General features: G+C 70.3%; 17 protein-coding genes and 1 riboswitch. Of the genes, 3 read left to right on the top strand and 14 right to left on the bottom strand.

The genetic code is table 11. The annotated features are described in order from the left end of the window. Window positions 1–43: 43 nt before the first annotated feature. Window positions 44–3,352 (bottom strand): DUF885 domain-containing protein, encoded by a 3,309-nt coding sequence (locus tag OO71_RS36495; RefSeq protein WP_033294586.1) that lies wholly within the window; start codon window positions 3,350–3,352, stop codon window positions 44–46. A gap of 258 nt (window positions 3,353–3,610) precedes the next feature. On the opposite strand from OO71_RS36495, the gene OO71_RS36490 reads away from it, so the two are divergent. Then, complete coding sequence (locus OO71_RS36490) at window positions 3,611–4,738, top strand: AsnC family protein (RefSeq protein WP_033294585.1); 1,128 nt, start codon at window positions 3,611–3,613, stop codon at window positions 4,736–4,738. A gap of 12 nt (window positions 4,739–4,750) precedes the next feature. Here the strand turns inward: OO71_RS36490 and OO71_RS36485 are convergent, their stop codons facing one another. From OO71_RS36485 to OO71_RS36460, 6 genes are read right to left on the bottom strand one after another with little or no spacing between them, the layout of a single operon-like run. Further along, window positions 4,751–5,047, bottom strand: a complete 297-nt coding sequence (locus OO71_RS36485; protein ID WP_033294584.1) for a YciI family protein — start codon at window positions 5,045–5,047, stop codon at window positions 4,751–4,753. Continuing rightward, the gene (locus OO71_RS36480) at window positions 5,047–6,024 is read right to left on the bottom strand and encodes an amidohydrolase family protein (protein ID WP_033294583.1); all 978 of its coding nucleotides are present in this window, start codon (window positions 6,022–6,024) and stop codon (window positions 5,047–5,049) included. Before OO71_RS36480 ends, OO71_RS36485 begins: the two co-directional genes overlap by 1 nt. After that, window positions 6,021–7,517: an FAD-dependent monooxygenase gene (locus OO71_RS36475; protein ID WP_033294582.1), complete on the bottom strand. Its 1,497-nt coding sequence runs from the start codon at window positions 7,515–7,517 to the stop codon at window positions 6,021–6,023. Before OO71_RS36475 ends, OO71_RS36480 begins: the two co-directional genes overlap by 4 nt. 16 nt (window positions 7,518–7,533) lie before the next feature. Next, window positions 7,534–8,427, bottom strand: a complete 894-nt coding sequence (locus OO71_RS36470) for a VOC family protein (RefSeq protein ID WP_051792659.1) — start codon at window positions 8,425–8,427, stop codon at window positions 7,534–7,536. 37 nt (window positions 8,428–8,464) lie between these two features. Beyond that, a complete protein-coding gene (locus tag OO71_RS36465; protein ID WP_051792658.1) occupies window positions 8,465–9,658 on the bottom strand; it encodes an acyl-CoA dehydrogenase family protein in 1,194 nt (397 codons plus the stop codon). 29 nt (window positions 9,659–9,687) lie between these two features. After that, window positions 9,688–10,206, bottom strand: coding sequence for a flavin reductase family protein (locus tag OO71_RS36460; RefSeq protein ID WP_033294581.1), 519 nt, complete (start codon window positions 10,204–10,206; stop codon window positions 9,688–9,690). Between the two features lie 116 nt (window positions 10,207–10,322). On the opposite strand from OO71_RS36460, the gene OO71_RS36455 reads away from it, so the two are divergent. Continuing rightward, window positions 10,323–11,078 (top strand): FadR/GntR family transcriptional regulator, encoded by a 756-nt coding sequence (locus tag OO71_RS36455; RefSeq protein WP_245633897.1) that lies wholly within the window; start codon window positions 10,323–10,325, stop codon window positions 11,076–11,078. Here the strand turns inward: OO71_RS36455 and OO71_RS36450 are convergent. From OO71_RS36450 to OO71_RS36425, 6 genes are all read right to left on the bottom strand, one after another. Beyond that, on the bottom strand, window positions 11,075–12,001 hold the full coding sequence (locus OO71_RS36450; RefSeq protein ID WP_156096748.1) for an RluA family pseudouridine synthase: 927 nt from the start codon (window positions 11,999–12,001) through the stop codon (window positions 11,075–11,077). The genes OO71_RS36455 and OO71_RS36450 overlap by 4 nt on opposite strands. Then, a complete protein-coding gene (gene lspA, locus OO71_RS36445; protein ID WP_033294580.1) occupies window positions 11,998–12,648 on the bottom strand; it encodes a signal peptidase II in 651 nt (216 codons plus the stop codon). Before lspA ends, OO71_RS36450 begins: the two co-directional genes overlap by 4 nt. A gap of 56 nt (window positions 12,649–12,704) precedes the next feature. Then, window positions 12,705–14,048, bottom strand: a complete 1,344-nt coding sequence (locus OO71_RS36440; protein ID WP_033294579.1) for an aminotransferase class V-fold PLP-dependent enzyme — start codon at window positions 14,046–14,048, stop codon at window positions 12,705–12,707. A 40-nt stretch (window positions 14,049–14,088) separates the two neighbouring features. Beyond that, window positions 14,089–14,203: riboswitch (SAM riboswitch) on the bottom strand. A gap of 186 nt (window positions 14,204–14,389) precedes the next feature. Further along, window positions 14,390–15,868, bottom strand: coding sequence for a potassium/proton antiporter (locus tag OO71_RS36435; RefSeq protein ID WP_033294578.1), 1,479 nt, complete (start codon window positions 15,866–15,868; stop codon window positions 14,390–14,392). 257 nt (window positions 15,869–16,125) lie between these two features. Continuing rightward, on the bottom strand, window positions 16,126–16,821 hold the full coding sequence (locus OO71_RS36430) for an ArsR/SmtB family transcription factor (RefSeq protein WP_033294577.1): 696 nt from the start codon (window positions 16,819–16,821) through the stop codon (window positions 16,126–16,128). Window positions 16,822–16,891: 70 nt separating this feature from the next. After that, window positions 16,892–18,487, bottom strand: a complete 1,596-nt coding sequence (locus OO71_RS36425) for a penicillin-binding transpeptidase domain-containing protein (RefSeq protein ID WP_033294633.1) — start codon at window positions 18,485–18,487, stop codon at window positions 16,892–16,894. Window positions 18,488–18,908: 421 nt separating this feature from the next. Between OO71_RS36425 and OO71_RS36420 the strand changes: the two genes are divergently transcribed. Beyond that, complete coding sequence (locus tag OO71_RS36420) at window positions 18,909–19,442, top strand: CehA/McbA family metallohydrolase domain-containing protein (protein ID WP_051792657.1); 534 nt, start codon at window positions 18,909–18,911, stop codon at window positions 19,440–19,442. Window positions 19,443–19,680: 238 nt separating this feature from the next. Here the strand turns inward: OO71_RS36420 and OO71_RS49550 are convergent. After that, a partial coding sequence (locus tag OO71_RS49550) for an HNH endonuclease signature motif containing protein (protein WP_156096746.1) occupies window positions 19,681–20,281 on the bottom strand: 601 nt, incomplete at its 5' end.

The following is a 20,281-nucleotide window of genomic DNA, read 5'->3' as shown; positions in this document are numbered from 1 at the left end:
CACGTCCGGGCACCCGGCGCGGACCCTTCGGCACTCGGCCGGATCAGGCCGCCGCGATCCAGGCGGCCACCACGGTGTCCAATGCGGAAAGCGGGAGATTCCCGTTGCCGAGCACGACGTCGTGGAACGCGCGGATGTCGAACCGGTCCCCGAGTGCCCCCTCCGCTTCGGCGCGGACGCGCTCGATCTCCAGCCTCCCCACCATGTACCCGAGCGCCTGGCCCGGGTTCGCGACGTACCGGTCGATCTCGGCCTCGATCTCGATCTTCGCCATCGGCGTGTGCTCGACCAGGTAGTCCACTGCCTGCTGCCGCGTCCAGCCGAGTGCGTGCAAGCCGGTGTCGACGACGAGCCGTCCGGCGCGCATCGAGTCCTGGGTGAGCATGCCGAGGCGGGTGACGTCGTCGGAGTACAGGCCCATCTCGTCGGCCAGCCGCTCCGCATAAAGGCCCCAGCCCTCGACGTACGCGTTGAACGGCGCGATCCGGCGCAGCAGCGGCAGATCCGTGAGGTCTTGCGCGAACGACAGCTGGAAATGGTGCCCTGGAACAGCTTCGTGGAACGCAATGGCCTCGCTGGTGAACCGCGGACGCGAACTCGCCTCGTAGGTGTTGGCGAAGTACGTGCCGGGACGGGAACCGTCGAACGCGGCGGGCAGATAGTAGGCGATGGTGCCGCTCGCCGCGTCCGCCTCCGGCGCCGGAGCGACCACGCACTTCGCCTCCGGAATGCGGGAGAACCATTGCGGGGCAACAGCTTCCGCACGCGCCACCGCGGCTCGGGCGCCGTCCAGCAGTTCGTCGCCGTCCCGCCAGCGCAGCTCCGGGTCGGTGCGCAGGCGCTCGAAGATCTCCGCGAGGTCGCCGGTGCCGAACAGCCGCGTACCCAGTTCGCGGTACTCCGCCGCCAGTTCCCCGGCGATGCGCAACCCGGTGTCGTGCAGGTCCTGGGCGGTGCGGTCGGTGGTGGTCTGCGCGCGGATGAGGCCCTGGTACTTCTCCTGCCCGCCCGGCAGATGCCCGATGCCGGGCTCGGTTTCCGGCTTCGCGATGGGTAGCACCTCGTCGGCGAGGAAGTCGCGGTAACGCCGGTACGCGGGCCGCACGACCTCGGCCAGCAACCGGTCGCGCTCTGCGGCGAAGCCGTCGACCTCGACCGTCGGGGTGACGCGGAACGGGTCGCCCTCCTCATTCGCGAGATACCGCTCGACGTACCCGATTCCGATGCGTACCAAGAAGTCCGGCGGCACGAACCCGTCGGCGATGGTGGCCCGCTGGGCCTCGATGACGCTGTCGAGGTAACCGCCGAGCGCGGCCAGGCGGCTGAGGTAGCCGCGGGCTTTTTCCTTGTCGTCCGGGGTGAGCGCGGACATGATCGTGATCAGGTACAGCGCGGGTGAACTGAAGCCGTCGCTCACCGCGAAGCCGGACAGCCGGGAGTCGATCGTGTCGATGGCCCCGCGGGCGTGCGCGAGCACGACCTCACGCGTGATGACCTCGGACGCATCGAGCCCGGCGGGGTCGATCGCCTCGGCCCGCGCGGCAATTTCGGCGTACGCGGCACGGTCGCGCTCCGCTGCCGCGAGACTGGGGTCGGCGAGCTTGCTGTGGTCACCGGGCAGGCCGTAAACCGTGCGCTCCAACGGTTCCCGCTCGAAGTCCAGCTCCGTGAGCTCGTCGGCCAGCCCGGTGACGGTATCGCCGTGGCTCGCCACCCACTCGCCGACCACCGCGTCGAGCACCGACAGCGGCAGCGAACCGCCGGACAGCACCGTGTCGTGGAATGCGCGGACGTCGAACCGGCTGCCGAGGCGCTGTTCCGCGGACTGCCGGAGCCGCTGGATTTCCAGGCGCCCCACCAGATACGCGAGCGCCTGGCCCGGGTAGCCGAGGTACCGGTCGACCTCCGCCTCGATCTCGACCCGCGCCATCGGCGTGTGCTCGACGAGGTAGTCGATCGCCTGCTGGCGGCTCCAGCCGAGCGCGTGCAGGCCGGTGTCGACGACCAGCCGCCCGGCGCGCATCGACTCCAGCGTGAGCATGCCGAGCAGCGACACGTCGTCGGAGTAGAGGCCCATCTCGTCGGCGAGGCGTTCGGTGTAGAGGCCCCAGCCTTCGGCGTACGCGGTGAAGCCGCCGATGCGGCGCAGCAGCGGGAGATCGGTGAGGTCGAGCGCGGTGCTGAGCTGGAAGTGGTGCCCGGGGATGGCTTCGTGGAACGCGGTGGCCTCGGCGGTGTGCCGGAACCGCTCGGTCGCCTGGTAGGTGTTGGCGAAGTAGGTGCCGGGCCGCGAACCATCGGTGGCGGGCAGGATGTAGTACGCCGGGGGCGCGCCGGGCGCGGAATCCTCCGGCACCGCCTCGACCGTCCACGGATGCTGCGGGATGTGCCCGAACCACTTCGGCGCCTCGGCCGCCGCCCGGGTGATCGCCGCGCGGGCGGTGTCGAGGAGCTCGCCGGCGCTGGTCCAGCGGAGCTTGGGGTCGGTGCGGAGGCGGTCGAAGATCTCGGGGAGCTCACGGGTGCCGAACACGCGCTCGCCCAGCTCCCGGTACTGCTCGACCTGGCCGGCAATCACGGCGAGACCCGTGTCGTGCAGGTCCTGCGGCGTGCGCGCGCTGGTGGTGTGGGTACGCGCGAGACGGGCGTAGATCTCGTCGCCGCCGGGAAGCCAGGAGACCCCGGCCTTGTCGTCGGGACGGCCATGGGGGAGGACTTCGGTCTCGAGGAAGTCGCGGTACTCGCGAAAGCCCGGGTGGACGACGTCCCGCAGCAACTGCTCCCGCCGCGCGGCGAAGTCGTCATCCGGCGCAGGCTGCCGCCGGAGCGGGTCATTGGCGGGGTCGGCGAGGTAGCGATCGAGGTGCGCAATGGCCCCCTTCACGAGCCGCTCGATGGGCAGCAACCCGGCGGCAATGCCGTCACGGTGACGCTGCGCATAGGCGCGCAGGTAGCCCGGAATCGCCGCCAGCCGCCCGAGATGCGCCTCGGCGGACGCGGCAGTGACCCCGACCATCGGCAACGTCGACAGCAGCCCGGCCGCAGGCCCGACGAACAGATCGGTGACAGTGAAGTCGGCAATCCGGCTGTCGATGCGGTCCAGCTGCCCCTCGATGGAGCTGATCAAGACATCCCGAGTGACCCGATCGGTGTCATCGAGCCCAGCCGGGTCCACCTGGCGAGCCCGGTCGAGCAACCCGGCGATCCGGGCGCGAAACGCCTCCTCGGCGCCGGTTCCGGGGTCGCCGAGCCCCGGCGCCTCCGGCCGGATCCCGAGCACCGCCGCATCCAGCGGCTCGTACTCGAAAGACACGTCGATGAACTCATCAGCCAGACCGGACACGACGGACATCGGGCAAACCCCCAGGAGAGCGGACGGTGCGCTCCCGACCCTAATCCAGATGGCCGGTCGGCTGCCCGGGGTATCAGTGGCCGGTTCGGCCGGGTGGGCTGAGCCGGACGGGCCTTGATGACGCACCCGAGCCACCCGGGCGAGGCGGACCGACCGGGTGGGCCCCAGCGACACACCCGGGCCACCCGGACCGACCGGGGCACGCCGCGCTTCGGTGGCGTACCCGGGCCGGGCGGGCGAGACGGTAGCGTTGCCGGAGTGGCCGTGACCGATCCCGCCGATATCCGCCTGCTCGCCGCACTGGCCGAGCTGGGCAAGGTGGCCGTGCACGAACTGGCGGCAAAGGTCGGGATGGACCCCAGGGAAGTGGCCTACCGGCTGGTAGCCCTGTCCGGCAGCGGGCTCCCCCTGCTGGTAGGCGTGGAAAGCGACCCGAACGGCCTGCGCGCAGCGATCTCGGCTGCACCCCCGTCGTGGCAACACCCCGCCGCACCGCCCACCCACGGTGGCCCGGCCGTGCCACCCATACCCGGACGGTCCGCAGCCCCCGGTTTCCCCGGACCGGCACCGGCCGGGTTCCCCAGACGCCCAGGACCGCCGCCCGGTGCAGCCGGGCCAACCGGGTCACCAACAGGGGTTCCCGCGCCGAGTGGACCACCTCCCAGCATCGCCGGACCGAGCGGACCACCAGCAGGAATACCCGGCCAATCCGGCCCCGCCGGACCACCCGGCCCCCCGACTGGACTCACCGGACCATCCGGCCCGGTACCCACCCCACCCCCGCCCACCGCCGGTCCGCAATACCCGGCCCACTCCGGACCCCACGCCCTCTCCCCCACCACCGTCCACAATGGACCTACCCCGCCCCCACCAGGACCGCAGCCCGATCCCGTGGTCAGCACCTGGGGCGTACCCCAAACCGCCTCCTGGGCCCGAGGCGACGAAACCCACCCGCAAACACCCCCAGCACAAGGCCGCGTAGGTGAATCCCTGCAGGCACAGGGGATCGAGGGCGAGCAGCTCACCGTCCAGCTGCTCGAAGTCCAGGACCCGGCCGACTTCCTCTTCGGCGCCGCCGGTTACCGGCTCCAGGACGGCGAGCGGGCGGTCGTCGTGCACACCGAGATCACCAACCGCGGGCCCATTGCCTTCGCCTCACTGCCCGACAACTACCTCGAGCTCGTCACCGACCTCGGCAACACCGTGGCCAAGGCACCCGTTTCGCTCACTTCCCGGCCGCCGCACCGGATCGGGGTGCAGCCCGGCGAGACGCTCGGCGGGCATACCGTCTACCTGCTTCCCGAAGACACGCGCGTCGTGGCGGTGCGGTGGAGTCCCCGGCCCGAGCCCGACGGGCGCACTCTCACCTGGGCCGTCGACGGCTGAACCCGAAAACCCTCAAGAACGCCGCCGCGCCGCTTGCACCCCGAACACCTGCTGTACATCCCACTCGATCAGGTCGAATTCACGGTATCCCGCCGCCACGAAGGGCTCCGTGCGGCACAGCCGATCGGCTTCCGACGCGTTCTCCGCGCGGAACACGATGATGCCCAGCTGCAGGTCCGCCGACGGGCCGCCCAGGAGTACCGTCCCGGCGCGCAGCTGGTCGTCCAGCCACGCGAGGTGGTCGTCGAGCAGTTCGCCGATCGCCCGCTGCGGGTCGGTGGTCCACCGCTGGATCGTCAGGTACCACATCAGGACCGCACCCCCGCCCGCAGCCGGTCCCAGTTCCCCGCCGCGATCGCCGTCCGGGCGGCCGGATCCGGGGCCGCCTCGTCCAGGAACGCCCGCGCGCCCGTCGGCTGTGGGAGGAACGGGTAGTCCGTGGCGAACATGAGCCGGTCCACCCCGATCGTCTCGGCCGCCCACCGCAGGTACTTCGCGCTCAGTATCCCGCTCGGCGTGACGAACACGTTGCTCCGCAAGTACTCCGACACCGGCCGTTCCAGGTTCGGGTCGATGCGGTCGAGGAAGAACATCATGACCTCACCCCAGTGCCCCGTGATGATCTGCAGATCCGGATACCGGTCGAACACCCCCGCGAGGACGAGCCGCAGCAGCTCGACCCCGCAGTCGTAATGCCAGCCGATGCCGTGCGTGGCCAGCGCCGCGCCGACCCGCTCGTCGAACCCGCCGTAGTACGCCTCCCGCACCGCGAGCGGCGGCGTCTGCGGATGCAGGTACAACGGCGCCCGCAACGCATTCGCGACCTCCAGCACCGGCCGGAACGCCGGGTCGTCGAGGTGCCGGTCCCGGGTGCGGCCGAAGACCATCGCACCGGCCAGGCCGAGCCGGGTCACCGCGCGTTCCAGCTCCGCGGCCGCGGCTTCCGGGTCCGAGGTGGCCAGCGTCGCGAAGGCGTCGAACCGGTCCGGCCGGGCCCGGACGGTCTCCGCGAGCAGGTCGTTCACCTCGCCCTGCACCGCGACCGCGTCGGCCGGTTCGAGGTTCTGCAACCCGGGCGCGGTGAGCGACAGCACCTGCACGTCGATCTCCCCGGCATCCATCGCCGCGACCCGCTCGTCCCCGATTTCGGCCAGCCGCCGCGCGTTCTCGCCGCGAGTCGACGGGATCAGCGCCAGGTCCTGCCACCGGGGGTCCAGTTTTTCCCACAGCGCCACGACTTCGGGCGTGACGATGTGCTCTTCCAGCGCGACAACGCGGTAGCTCACTGCTCCTCCTCCAGTATCAGCCAACGGCCGAGTGCCGCGCGCGCCGCCGCGCGATCGTCGGCTCCGGTACCGGCCCACGCGACGTACCCGTCCGGGCGTACCAGCAGCGCAGTCACCCCCGCCATCCGCTCCGGCGGCCGGATCGGCACCCCCGACACCACCTCCAGCGGCCCGGTCACCGCGCGGAACCGGTCGGCACCGGTCAGATCGAGCAGCAGGAACCGCCCGGCCCGCAGCAGCGCCCCGATGGTGCCGATCCCGTCGGCGCCCTGGATCTCCAGGTCCGGCACCGGAAACCCGACCACCGGCGCGGCGTCCGGCTCCCGCGGATAAGGCTCGGCAAGGCCGTTGAGTTCGAGCGCGAGCCGGCGGTTGACGTCCGGCATCGGCAGCAGCGTCGATTCGAACCACCGTTTGAACGTCATCGCCTCCGGCGAAAACGCGAACTGCACCGCAACCTGCGCCGCCACACTCCGCAGCAGTCCCTCCGCAACCGGACGGCGCTCCGCGTCGAACGTCGCGAGCAGCTCCGGCCGCGAGTGTCCATTCAGGACAGCCGCGAGTTTCCACCCGAGATTGAACGCGTCCTGGATGCAGAAATTCATCCCGACCCCGCTGGCCGGATAGTGAATCCGCGCGCTCTCCCCCACCAGGAACACCCGTCCGCGCGAGAATTCCGCCGCAATGCGTGTGGTATCGGTGAATCGCGAAGCCCACTTGAGCTCGTCGAAGATCAATTCCGTGCCGAGAATGTCCGACAGGCACCGGCGCACTTCCTCGACGGTCACCGGTTCGGCCGCATCCGCGTGCATGCGTTCGGCATGCACCAGATTGAAGCGCGTCACCCCGGCCCCGAACGGGAATGACGCGAGCCAGCCGTGCTCATTGTCGGTGATGTGCCGTCCACCCGGCCAGGGATTGTCCAGCCGGACGTCGGCGACGATTCCGGTGAATGTCGGCCCGTGCCCGCTCGAGGTGATTCCCACCTGTTCCCGCACCGCACTGCGGCCGCCGTCACAGCCAACCAGATAAGCGCACCGCCGAGTACTGCGTTGCCCGGCACTGGAAACCACGCCGATCTCGACCCCGGATTCATCCTGGGCGACCGTCTCGACCGTCAAGCCACGCTCGATGACCACTCCCGCATCGAGTGCGTGTTTCGTCAGCAATTCCTCGGTGATGTTCTGCGGCAGCACCAGCCGGTACCCGAACCGCGAATCCAGATGACTCCACTGCACCGGTTTCATCCCGGCCCACATATGTGTCCGGAACAGCGGATTCGGAATGATGTCCCGCGCCCGGTCCATGAACTGCTGCGCAAGGCCGCGCGTGTCGAGCAATTCCAGTACCCGCGGCAGAATCGTCCCGGCCCGCGACTGCACCCCCGCCGTCCGCCGCTCGACAATCGTCACCGGCACCCCGGCCAGCGCCAGCTCACTGGCCACCACCAGCCCGGACGGGCCCGCGCCTGCCACGATGACACTCTCGGTCATGGTCTCCCCCTGCCCGTCAGTGGTCGAGCTGGGCCGGCTCGACCGGTCCCCAGCTGTTGATCGTGGCCAGGTCGGCCTCCCACGTCTTCGGCACCTGCGGGAAATCCTCGTGCCACGGACGCGGTTCGAAGTACCCGTTGTCCTCAGTGGACATCACGTCGAGCTGGGTGAACAGCTCGACGGTATTCCCGTCCGGATCGAGGTGGTAGGTGAAAATATTGTGCCCCGGCCCATGCCGTCCCGGCCCCCAGTTCAGCCGGACCCCGTGCGCAGCCAGGTGATCCAGCTGGGTCTGCAAATGGTTCAGGTCACGGGCTTCGAAAGCGACGTGATGCATCCCGGCCCGTTTCGTCGACGCCAGGAAATTCGCGGCATGGTGATCGGCGTTGCACCGCAGGAAAACGAAGAAATCACCCACCGTGTCCGACCACCGGAAGCCGAGCAGATCCTGGTAGAAACCCTGCAACCGGACGAGATCCGGGGTGAATGCCGCAACGTGCCCGAGTTTCGTGGGCCGCAATGGCGTATACCCGGCGACCCCGCTGCCGGATTGGCCGTCGTACAAATGAATCGGGACCTCACTGCCGGGCTCGCGCACCACCACGACGTCCGGAGTGGACGGCGCAAGATCGTGCCTGCGGTCGACCGCATATCCGGCACCACGTAACTGTTCCCCGGCGTAATCCAGGTCCTCCCGCAATTCGTAACCGACGTAACTCCGCGCCCGCGCCGCCGCGGCCCGCTCGATCACCACGGCATGATGCTCGAAATTCGTGGTGAGAAACGCCTGGTCCGCATTCCGCTCCACCAGCACGAAATCGAGCACCTTCGTGTAATGCTCGACCATCCGGTCCACATCGGGGGTTTCGAAACCGACGTAGCCGATCTTCGACACGTTCAGCAAAGCCATTGATCGCTCTTCTCGTACACCGATCCGGGGACTGTTTTCAGACGAGCGGGCTGACCGGTTCCGGGACACCGAGCAACGCCTTGCCGTAGATCTCCTGGCTGACCCGCGGCGACACGATCGCGTGCCGGGCCGCCGTCGCCGAGTCCCGCCAGATCCGCTGCAACGGGTTGACCTCGGCAAACGCTCCGGCTCCATGCGCGCTGACCAGGATGTCGATGGCCCGCGTGATGGAGTCGGCGATGTGCCCGACGTCGGCACGGGTCCGCGCGCGCTCCAGGAAACCGGGGTAGTCGCCACGCCGGGCGAAATCGTCGATCGCGTCGGCGGCACGGAAAGCATGCAGGTACGCCGTGTCGATCAGCTGGGCGGCCTCGGCGACCTGAAGCTGGAACCCGACGGAATCCTGCTGCGTCTCGTAGAAGGTGTACGAAATCGGCCTCTTCCCGGCCTTGGAGAGCACGAAATCCAGCGCCGCCCGGCCCATCCCCAGCTGCGGCGCGGCCAGCACCAGCGACAGCAACGGCATCAGCGCGGCGCGGTAGAGGACCTCGTCGTGGTGCTCGGTCGGGTAGTCGCCTTCGAGCGCGGCCGGCATCCGCAGCATCCGGTGCTCCGGTACGAAAACGTCGTCGGCGATCAGGCAGTTGCTGCCCGAGGACCGCATGCCCGCGACGAACCAGGTGTCCTCCAGCTCCATCTCGTGGCGGGGAATCAGCACCGACCCCTGATCGACGACCGTGCCCGTTTCATCGGTGACCGGCACGCCGAGCACCGCCCACGTCGCATGCCACGAACCCGAGTTGTAGTACCACTTCCCGGTCACCCGCCAGCCACCGTCCACTTTGACCGTCTGCGCGGTCGGCGAAATCACGCCGGACACCAGTGCGTCCGGATCGGCGCCGAAGACCTCGTCCTGCGCGCGTTCCGGGAACAGGCTCACCAGCCAAGCCGAACCGTTGATCAGCGTGAGCACCCACGAGGTCCCGCCGTCGGCTTCGGCGACCGCGGCGGACACCTCCACCAGCGTGCGCGCCGACGTTTCGTAGCCGCCGTACCGCTTCGGGGTGGCGAGCTTGAACAGCCCCGCACCGGCCAGCGCGCGGATGACCTCCTCGGCGACCCGGCGGTCGCGCTCGCCGGCCGCGGCGTGTTCCTTGATGAGCGGGGCGAGTCCGGTGGCGCGGGCGACGAGGTCCGCGGTGCTCGGACTGTCCACCCGGGACGGGGTCATGGTCACGGTTCCTCTTTCTCCGATGGGGATCAGCGGGCGCACGCGGCGATCGCGTCGGCAATCCGCGGGCGGGTCCGCGGCCGGAATCCCGAGTGGGTGCCGTAAGTGCGGCGGCTGTAGATGAGCGGCGACGCGGCGGTGGACACCGCGTCGGTGACCTCGCCGAGCAGCAGCAGGTGGTCTCCCCCGTCGACGGTGGACCACAGGCGGCACGCGGCCCAGCCCGCCACGCCGGACAACCGGGGCAGCCCGCGATGCGGCGACCAGCCGGCAGCCGCGAACCGGTCGCCGCGCCGGGCGAACCGCTGCGCGACGTCGTCCTGGTCGGCGGCCAGGACGTTGACGCCGAACGCGCCCGTGGCCACTACCCGCGGCAGCAGGCCCGACCGCCGGTCGAGCGCGATCGAGACGAGCTGGGGCTGCAGGGACAACGAGGCGAGCGAGCTGACCGTGGCACCGTGCGGACCGTCGGCATCGAGCGTGGTCACCACGCTGACCGGCGCGCACACGCCTGCCATCAGGTCACGAAACTGCTGGTCGGAAGTCATCCTCGACACCTCGCGCTAATTCAGCATGCTGAATTCGACCACCCCAGTGTTGCCGTGCCGGAGACCCGGTGTCAAGCGCGCTGGCGGAATTCAGCATGGTGAATTACCCTCGCGCTGTGGCACGCGAGAACGACGAGGCCGACCCCGGTCCCCCCGCCTACCGGAGGGCAGACTGGGAACCCCTGCGCCGGCCGGCGGCCGTCGCCGAGCAGCTGCGCTGCCTTGCCGCCGAGGCCGGTCCGGGCGAACGCCTCGGGACCAAGGACGACCTGCGCGCGCTGTGGGGTGTCTCGGTCGGCACCTTCAACGAGGCGTTGCGGATGGCGCAGTCCCGCGGGGTCGTCACGGTGCGCCGCGGCCCCGGCGGCGGGCTGTTCGCGCAGACGCCGTCAGCGGTGATCCGGCTGGGCAACGCGGTGCTGTCCCTCGACCAGAACGCCGAGGCGGTGGCCGAAGCCGTCCGCCTGCGCAATGTGCTGGATCCCTTGCTGGTACAGGACATGCTCGCGTACGCCACGGACGCGGACGTCGAAGCCCTACAGGAAGCCGCCGACCGGATGCACGACGCGGCCGACCGCGCCGACGTCGACGGATTCCTGCGCGCGAACTGGCAGCTGCACGCGCGGATCGCCGAGACCAACCCCGGCGAGATCCTGCGTTCGCTCTACCTCGGGCTGCTCGAGATCATCGAAACGCACACCCGCGCGGCCGTGGCGGCAAAGGGTGTCGCGCCGCGCGAGGATCTCCTTGCGCGGCACCAGATCCACGCGGACCTGGTGTCCGCCATCGCGGCCCGCGACCCGCGCGCGCTCGAACTGATCGACGAGCACAACACCGGCGACCCGGTGGTCGAGCCGAACGAGCTGGCCTAGTCGCCGTCGCGCAGGATTTCCAGTGCCTTCGCGAGGTCGTCCGGGTATTCGGCCTCGAATTCGACCCACCGGCCGTCGGCGGGATGCGCGAAGCCCAGCGTGCGCGCGTGCAGCCACTGCCGCGTGAGACCGAGCTTCCGGGCCAGCACCGGGTCGGCCCCGTACGTCAGATCACCCGCGCACGGGTGCCGCATCGCGGAGAAATGCACGCGGATCTGGTGTGTCCGCCCGGTTTCGAGCTTCACGTGCGCCAGCGAAGCCGCGCGGAACGCCTCCACCACCTCGTAGTGCGTGACGCTCGGCCGTCCACCGGCGACGACCGCGAACTTGTAGTCGTGCCGCGGATGCCGGTCGATCGGGGCGTCGATGGTGCCGCGCGTCGGGTCCGGATGTCCTTGCACCACCGCGTGGTAACCCTTGTCGACGGTGCGTTCCTTGAACGCCCGCTTGAGCACGGTATACGCGTGTTCGCTCTTCGCCACCACCATCACGCCGGTGGTACCCGCGTCGAGCCGGTGCACGACCCCCTGACGCTCGGCCGCGCCGGACGTCGCGATCCGCAGCCCCGCCGCGGCCAGCCCGCCGACGACGGTGGGCCCGGTCCAGCCAGGGCTCGGATGCACGGCGACGCCGACCGGCTTCGAAAGCACCACGATGTCGTCGTCGTCATGGAGGATTTTCATCCCCTCGACGGGTTCGGCCACGATTTCCACCGGACGTTCCGGTTCCGGCAGCGTCACCTCGAGCAGCCCACCCGCGGCGAGCCGGTCCGATTTGCCCGCCGGACGGCCGTCGAGCAGCACGTCACCCGCGGCGGCCAGCTCGGCGACCACGGTGCGGGACAGGCCGAGCAGCTTCGCGAGGCCGGCGTCGACGCGCATCCCGTCGAGCCCGTCCGGGACCGGGAGCATGCGCGCGGTCACTTGCTCGCCTTCTTCTTCGCCGTACGCGTGCCGTCGTAGTCGTGGCCCAGCAGGGACAGCAGGACGATCAGGGCGCCGCCGACGCAGATGGCGGAGTCGGCGATGTTGAAGATCGCGAAGCCCTGGCCGTTGGGCGCGAAGGCGGAGATGAAGTCGATGACGTGCCCGCGCAGCGGACCGGGCTCGCGGAAGATGCGGTCGGTGAGGTTGCCGAGCGCCCCGGCGAGCACGAGGCCCAGCCCGATCGCCCAGCCGACCGACCGCAGCCGCCGCGAAATCCACACGATCGCGACCACCACGGCCGCCGCGACCAGCGCGAGTACCCAGGTCATCCCGGTCGCCATCGAGAACGCGGCACCCGGATTGCGGATGACCTGCAGGTAGATCAGGCCGCCGAGGATCCGGACCGGGTCCTTGCCCTCGAGGTTCGCCGCCGCGAGGTTCTTCGTGATGAGGTCGATCGCCCACAGCACCGCGGCGACCGCGAACACGACCCAGATCCGCCGCTTCGGCAGCGGCGGCGCAGCTTCGGCCGTTTCCGCTGTCTCCGGGCTCTCGGGGTTCTCCGGGCCCTCCGGGACAGCATCCGCAGGTGGTCCCGCAGACGGCGCGACGTCGGGTTCGGACGGCGATGGGTCGGTGCTCACTCCCCCATTGTCCACGGACGGGGTTCGGCAGGTCGAAGCGGCACTCCGGGCGCGGATCAGGCGCAGAACGGCGGCAGCTCGCGCGGGTCGCCGACCGGGGTCCAGCGGCCGTCGGTCTTCGTGTACTCCCAGCGCGCGCCCCGGGCGATGATCTGCCGCAGCGCGAGCAGCAGCCGGTCGACGTGCTCCTCGGTGCTGCCGAGGCCCAGGCTCACGCGGACCGCCTGCTGCGCCTCGACACCCGCCTCCCGGATGAGCCGCCGCGTGGCCACGTGCGCACAGAAGGCGCCGTCGCGGACGCCGATGCCGTACTCCGCGGACAGCACCGCCGCGAGCCAGCCCGGGTCGAAGCCGTCGACGACGAAGCTCACCGTGCCGACGCGGTCCACCGGCGCGTCGAACAGCCGCAACTCCGCGCACCCGGGCAGGCTCGTCAGGCCCTTGAGCAGCCGCTCCAGCAGCGCTGCCTCGTGCTCGCCGGTCACGTCCCAACTCGCTGACAGCTGCTCGCACGCGACGCCCAGCGCGTACACGCCGACGGTATTCGGCGAGCCGGCCTCGTGCCGCTCCTCGCCCGTGTTCCAGACGACGGCGTCCTCGGTGACCAGCTTCGTCGCGCCGCCACCGGCCAGGTACGGCTCCGCCGCGCGCAGCCAGTCGCTGCGGCCGATGAGCGCGCCAGCCCCGAAGGGCGCGTACAGCTTGTGCCCGGACAGCGCGACGTAGTCGACATCCAGCTCCCGCACCGAAATCCGGCGATGCGGCGCGAGCTGCGCGGCATCGAGCGCGACGCGGGCGCCGTGTTTCCTTGCCACCGCAGCGATTTCGGCGACCGGGAGCAGCTCACCCGTAACGTTCGACGCTCCGGCGACCACCACCAGCCGCGGCCCCTGCGGACATTCGGCGAGCGCTTCGTCCACAACGGACACTGCGGCGAGCCGAGTGCGCGGCAGCTGGACCCGGCGGACGTTCGGGCCGCGCCACGGCAGCAGCGCGGCGTGGTGCTCGGTGTCGAAGACGATGACGGAAGTCTTGCGCGGCAACGCTTTCGCCAGCAGGTTGAACGCATCGGTGGTGTTGCGGGTGAAGACGACCGAGTCACCGCTGCGGGCGTCGACGAAGCGGCGGAGGATGTCGCGAGTGCGCTCGTACAGCCGCGTGGAGACCTGCGACGCGAAGCCCGCGCCACGGTGCACGCTGGCGTACCAGGGCAGGAACTCGTCGACGGCGCTGCGTACCGCGTCGAGACACGGCGCACTGGCCGCGTGGTCGAGGTTGGCGTAGCCGATGTCGCCGCCCGTGACCAGCGGAACCCGCAGCGACGCACCGGCGACCGCAGGAACCGTGGTGGACTCGGTGGACGGGGTGGATTCCGTGGATCGGTCGAGTGCGAGAGTCATGACGGCGCCTCCTCGGCGTTCCGGGGGACCCCCGGCGAGGGGCCCGCGCTTGCCCGTCGCGCTGCGCGACCGGCCCGGTCTTCACCCGGGGCACCCCACCGCGGTTGGAGGGTTGCCGGCCAGCAAGCCGGGGCTTCGCGCTGGCACTCATGACCTGCCGAAGACGATAGCGGACCACCCCCGGCCCGAACCAGGCCCGTCCCGTGATCTGAGACGGCAGTCACAGGGATCGTCCACAGTGGACTGTCAGCCCAGGCCGGGTCGGCGGCGGGATTCCGCAGGTCAGCGACGGAATTCCCAGGTCAGCGCCCCATTCCCGGGTCACCGGCGGGATTCCCGGGTCACCGGCCCATTTCCCCGTGCCAGCGGGCAAGCCGCCCGGCGCGGTCGACCGCCCGGATCCGCTGCTCGGTCGCTTCGCGGACACCGGCCGTGGTGACCACGAGCAGCTGGTCGTCCTCCTGCAGCCGGCTCGTCTTCTGCGGGGTGAACCCCGCTCCCCCGCGGACCACGAGGCTCACCGTCGCACCGGGGGGCAGTCGCAGCTCCGACAGGTACACGCCGTGCAGCTTGGACCCCTTCTGGATGCGGACCTGCAGCAGTTCCGCACCGAGCTCGTCCAGCGGGGCGGCGTCGACCTCGATCTCGTGCGCCTCCGCCGGTTTCGACAGGCCGAGCAGCCGCGCGAGCGGACCGAGCGTCGAGCCTTGCAGCACGGTGAGCACGATGACCAGCACAAACACGGCGTCGACCAGCCGTTGTGCACCCGGTACGCCCTGCGTCAGCGGGATCATCGCGAGCACGATCGGGACCGCCCCGCGCAACCCCGCCCACGACAGGAACGCCTGGTCACGCCACGGCATCCGGAACGGGAGCAACGCCAGCACCACCGACAACGGCCGGGCGAGCAGCAGCACGACCGCGCCCGCCACCAGCCCGGGGATGAGCGCCTCGAGCAGCCGGCTCGGCGACGCGAACAGCCCGAGCAGCACGAACAGCCCGATCTGCGCGAGCCAGCCGAGCCCCTCGGCGAACGACAGGGTGTCCGACCGGTGCGGCAGCTTCGAATTCCCGAGCACCAGCCCGGCGACGTAGGTGGCCAGCAGGCCGGACGCATGCGCCAGCTGACCCGACGAATACGCGAGGATGCACACCGCCACCGTGGCGAGCGGGTACAGGCCGGTCGCGGGCAACGCAGCCCGCCGCAGCGCCTGCGCGCCGAGCCAGCCGAAAGCGAGTCCGAGCACGAGACCGGTGAGGAGCTCGTAGACCACGAGCAGCGGCAGCGACCAGTCCACCATCTCCCCGGACGCGAGCACGACCACCGCGATGTACGCCGGGGCGTCGTTGATCCCGGACTCCAGCTCCAGCGCACCGACCAGCCGTTTGCCCACCCCGGATGTCCGCAGCACGGAGAACACCGCCGCCGCGTCGGTGGAGGCGAGCACCGCGCCCCAGAGCAGCGCGAGCCGCCAGTCGAGGCCGAGCAGCCAGTGCAAAGCCGCGCCGGTGACCGCAATGCTGACCACAACGGCCACTGTGGACAGCAGGATTCCCGGCCACAGCGAGGGTTTCACCGCCGTCCAGCGCGTGGTGAGCCCGCCTTCGGTGAGAATCAGGACGAGCGCAGCGAGCCCGAGCGACTGCGTGAGCGACGGATTGTCGAACCGCACGCCGAACCCGGATTCCCCGAGCACGACACCGATCCCGAGGTACAGCAGCAGCGACGGAAACCCGAGCCGGATGGACACCCGCACGGCGACAACGGAGGCGACGAGCACCAGCCCGACGACCCCGAGAAGCACGGGAAGCTCGTCCACATCCGCCTCCCTCCCGATCACCCGCAGGCGTACAGAATAGAGAGGCGAGGTCCGGTTCCGGCGCAAGCACCGCCCGGCGAGCGGCGATGGTGGTGTGTTAAGCCGGTCGGTGGTGGGACTGGGTGGGTGACTGTGCCCGACTGAGCCCGACTGTCGACCAGCCGCGAGGTGGCAAGCCGCCCACGGCGACACGCCGCCCGCAGCAGCGAGTCGGCGTGCTGCAGCAGGATCGTGTCTTCCCCCATGTGGGCCCCGGATTACGAGGCCTGGGCCGCACCCACCGTGGCGAGGTCGACACCGAGCGCGGCGAACGGCCCCGCCGCACCGGGCAGCACCCGTACCGCGCGGTGCCGGTCGCGCGTCAGCCATCCTGCCGCCACGGCTCGTTCCAGCAGTGCGGCCGGCACCGCACCGGCGAGGTGGTCGCGGCGCTCCGTCCAATCCAGACAGTCACGCAGCAGCGGCCGCCGGGAACGCGCGGGCACCACGACACCCAGGTCGGCGAGAACCGCGCGGCCGGTGCCGGTGAGTGCAAGACCGTGTGCGGTGTCGATCAACCCGCGGTCGATCATCCCGTTGCGCAGTGCGACGCCGAGGGTGCCGGCGAGGTGGTCGTAACAGCTGCGGGCGAACGACAACCGTTGCGCGCGCAGCGAAGCCCGCAACCCGGCCGGACGTTTCAGCTCCGCATGCTGCGCCAGGTGCTCGATCAGCTCCGCCACGTGCGGGTCGGCAAGCCGGACGTACGCGTGCCGCCCCTGTTTCACCCGCGCGACGAACCCGGCGTCCCGCAACCGTGTGACGTGCTCGCTGGCTGTCGACACCGCGATCCGAGCCGCCGCGGCCAGCTCCCCCACTGTCCACGCGCGACCGTCCAGCAACGCCAGACACATGGTGGCGCGGCTCGGATCCGCGAGCACGGCAGCCACCTCGGCCAGCGCGACGGTTTCCATGCTTCCCACGGTAGATCCGCGGCACTTCGGCCGCCGCCGAAGTATCGGTTCACCGCAGGTCCGGCCCGGGTTACTTCAGCCCACCGAGGAACTTCGCGCCGAGGCCGACGGCCGGACCGGAGTCGTTGGCGCCCTCCAGGAACACCGAAAACGCCACGTCACCGCGGTAACCGACGAACCAGCCGTGCGCCTCCGCGCCGTCGCCGAACTGCGCGGTGCCGGTCTTGCCGAACACCGGCCCGGAGCGCGCCAGCCCGGTCGCCGTGCCGCCGGTGACCACCTCGCGCATCATCCCGCGCACCGACGCCAGAACTGCGGCCGGAGGTGCGGTGTAGCCGGTGTCGACCTTGGTACCGTCCGGCCACAGCCGCGGGGTGACCGCGTGCCCGGACGCCGCCGTCGCCGCCATCACCGCCGCGCCGAACGGGCTGACCTGCACGGTGCCCTGGCCGATGCCGTCCTCGACCTGCTCGTCCGCACTCTTGGCCGGGTCGACGCGGCCCATCTCGGTGGACAGCCCGTCGATCGCGAAGTCGGCGTTGAGGCCGTACTGGCTCGCCGCTTTCGCGAGACCGTCGGCGGGCAGCCGCGACGCGAGCCGCCCGAACGTCGTGTTGCACGACCTCGCGAACGCCTTGTGCACGGTCGTCGTACCAAGATCGAAACCTTCGTTGGACAGCGTGCGGGTGCCGATCCGGTCCGTGAGCGGGCACGGCACCGCGGAATCCGGCGTGACCAGCCCGGCCTCCAGCGCCGCCGTCGCGGTGACGATCTTGAACGTCGACCCCGGCGCGTACTGCCCGCTGAACGCCGAGGACGTGTTGTCCAACTTGCTGTTCTGGGCAACCGCGAGCACGTCCCCAGTGGACGGTTGCAGCGCGACGAGGACCGCCTTGCCCTGGTACCCGTCGACCGCCGCCTGTGCCGCCTGCTGCGTCGCGACACTGAGCCCGCTGGCGACGGGTTTGCGCTGCTCACGGTTCCCGAAGAGCGTCTCGACGTTCTTGCCACTGCCGTCGACGCGCTCGACCGCGAACGCGTCGAACGCCTGCGCATGCCCGGTAAGCACCGACCGCAGCAGGGGAAACGCCTTCTCGTCCGCCGGCCGCACCCCGCCGCCGCCCGAGACCACCAGCGGCTGCCCGTCCCGGTCGACCAGCACGGGCGCGTCCGCCGCGTCGACCACCAGCCGTTGCCCCGCCGCCAGCTTCGGGTGCAGCACCGACGGCGCCCAGTGCACCCGCCAGCCGTCTGCCCCGTGGACCAGGCCGAGGCTGCCGGAATACGTCCACACGCGGCCGGGCCCGAACGTCCAGCTGATCGTGTACTCCGCCGTGTTCCCCTCGGTCACCTGGCCGAGCTTGGCAGTCAGCCCGCTGGGCCGGAGCGTCGTCCACGCGTCCTGCAGGGCGCTGGCGGCCGCCTGCGGTGCGTCGGTGGCTTTGCTCGCGCCGTCGGCGTCCTTGGCCGCGAACGCGAGGAGGTACGCCCGCGCCGCAGCCGCCGGATCCACAGCCGCCGGATCCGCAGGCCCGGCAGGCGGCCCGGCACCAGGCTCCGCCGCGGGCGTCCCGCCCCCGGTCAGCAACACGACCGCCGCAACGACAATCGCCACCACAGCGACCGCCCCGCCGATCAGCACGCCCCTCTTCGCGGCAGGACTCACCTTCACATCCCCCATTACTTTTGCTCAGCTTGCCCATCGCACCGGGAAACGGCGTGTTACAGGTGTGCATGGACCCCTCTGACGCCGATTCGTGATCACAGCCCGAGCCGTTCGTCGAATCGTGAGCTACTCCTCGCCCGTTGTCCTGACCGGTTGCACTGGGCTGCTGACGGACCGCAACGGCGCAAGGGAACCGACGCCCCTTGCTTGCGCGTTGGCTCGACAGGACTTCCGGGAGGACCCCTGCCGACGCCGACCTTCCCACCGACGCGCACGGCCGGCCGCGGACCTGCGTGGTACCGCGGGGGCTGCCACGTCCACTCCGTCCACTCGGACGGGCACCTCACTCCTGACGAACTGGCCGCACAGGCGCGCACCGTACCCGTCGGGCGAATTCAGGTTCCCCTTCCTGGGCTTCGACGTGGTCGAGGTGTGGAACGGGCGCTGGACTTCGGACCAGCCCTGGAACGCCGACAACCAGGCCGCACTGGCGGACTGGGAACGAACCCTCGCAGCCGACCTGCAAACGGGCTCCTGGCGACCGGCGATGGGCAGCAGCGATACCCATTTGGCAGGCCAGCTCGGCATCCCGCGCACCGTGGTCTTCGCCGATGAGCTCGCCACCGAGGCAATCCTGGCCGGAATCCGCACCGGCCGCAGCTGGATCGCCGAGTCGGCGAACGTGGACGTGTCCTTCACGGCCACCGCCGATGGCCGCAGTGCCGGGGTGGGCGTCCGATGGCGGGCAGATCGCAGTGCAGGCAGCAGTACAAGGCGTGCCGACGTCAGCTTCCACACCGATCGCCGGAAGGTGCACCGCGCGGTTCTGCCCTGCGCTGGAGCGAACGCGACGCAGTGGCACACAACCGCGGCGGATTCGGCGTTCGTGCGTCTCGAGGTCCGCCATCCTGACGGCGCCGTTGCCGCGCTGACCAATCCGATCATCTTGACCTGACCGCTCGCTGCACCAGCGACGAGACGAGGCCGCATTCCAGCCTGAGCATGTACCGATAGATCTCTGCGCCCAGTCGCCTGTGAATCGTGTGCCCGGCGAGTACCGCCCGATCGGGGTGGTCGCTCATCCGCAGGTTGGCCGGAACGGAGCCAAACACGGCCGCAGATCATCCGGAACAAGATCAGCGCGCACTCGATTTGCCCGACCCGCAACGGGCACCGGGCACGAGGGTTGCGGCTCATTTCGTTCTCAATCGAGCAGTCTGGCCGCGACACGGGCGGTCATGGGGTGCGGTTCCACGTCTTCGTCCTGGGGTCGTGGTGGTTGTCCGTTGTGGCGGGGACGAGGCCGGGGTTGGGGCTGGGTTGAGGGCGACGCAGGGCTCGGTGTGCGTCGTGGGACGGGGTGGTGGGTTGTGGGCGGTGTTGCGGAGGGGTTTGCGTGCCGGGTCGAGAATTTCAGGTGGGATCCAGGACACGACATCGTTCTCGACGATGACCTCCCAGCCGCTGTGATGCACCAACCGGTGATGGCGTTCGCAGACCGACGCGAGACCATCCAGATCGGTCGAGCCGCCATCGACCCACGGACGGGCATGGTGCGGAGTGGTCCACTTCGGACCACGATCACAACCCGGGAAAGTGCAGCCACCATCCCGGATCGCCAACGCGCGGCGCTGCGATGGGGTGGCGGTGCGGGCAGAACGACCCAGATCCAGGACCTGACCATCAGTACCCAGAACGGCGGGGTAGATCTTGGCGTCGCAGAGGAGGCGGCGTAGGTCGGCGATGGGGAGTGGGGTGTGGTCGTCGAGGAATACCGTTTTCGCCGCGGCCTGC

The organism is Amycolatopsis jejuensis (assembly GCF_000717335.1).
GTDB classification, from domain to species: domain Bacteria; phylum Actinomycetota; class Actinomycetes; order Mycobacteriales; family Pseudonocardiaceae; genus Amycolatopsis; species Amycolatopsis jejuensis.
The sequence above is the reverse complement of the archived record's forward strand: the minus strand, read 5'-3'. Positions and strand labels throughout refer to the sequence as shown.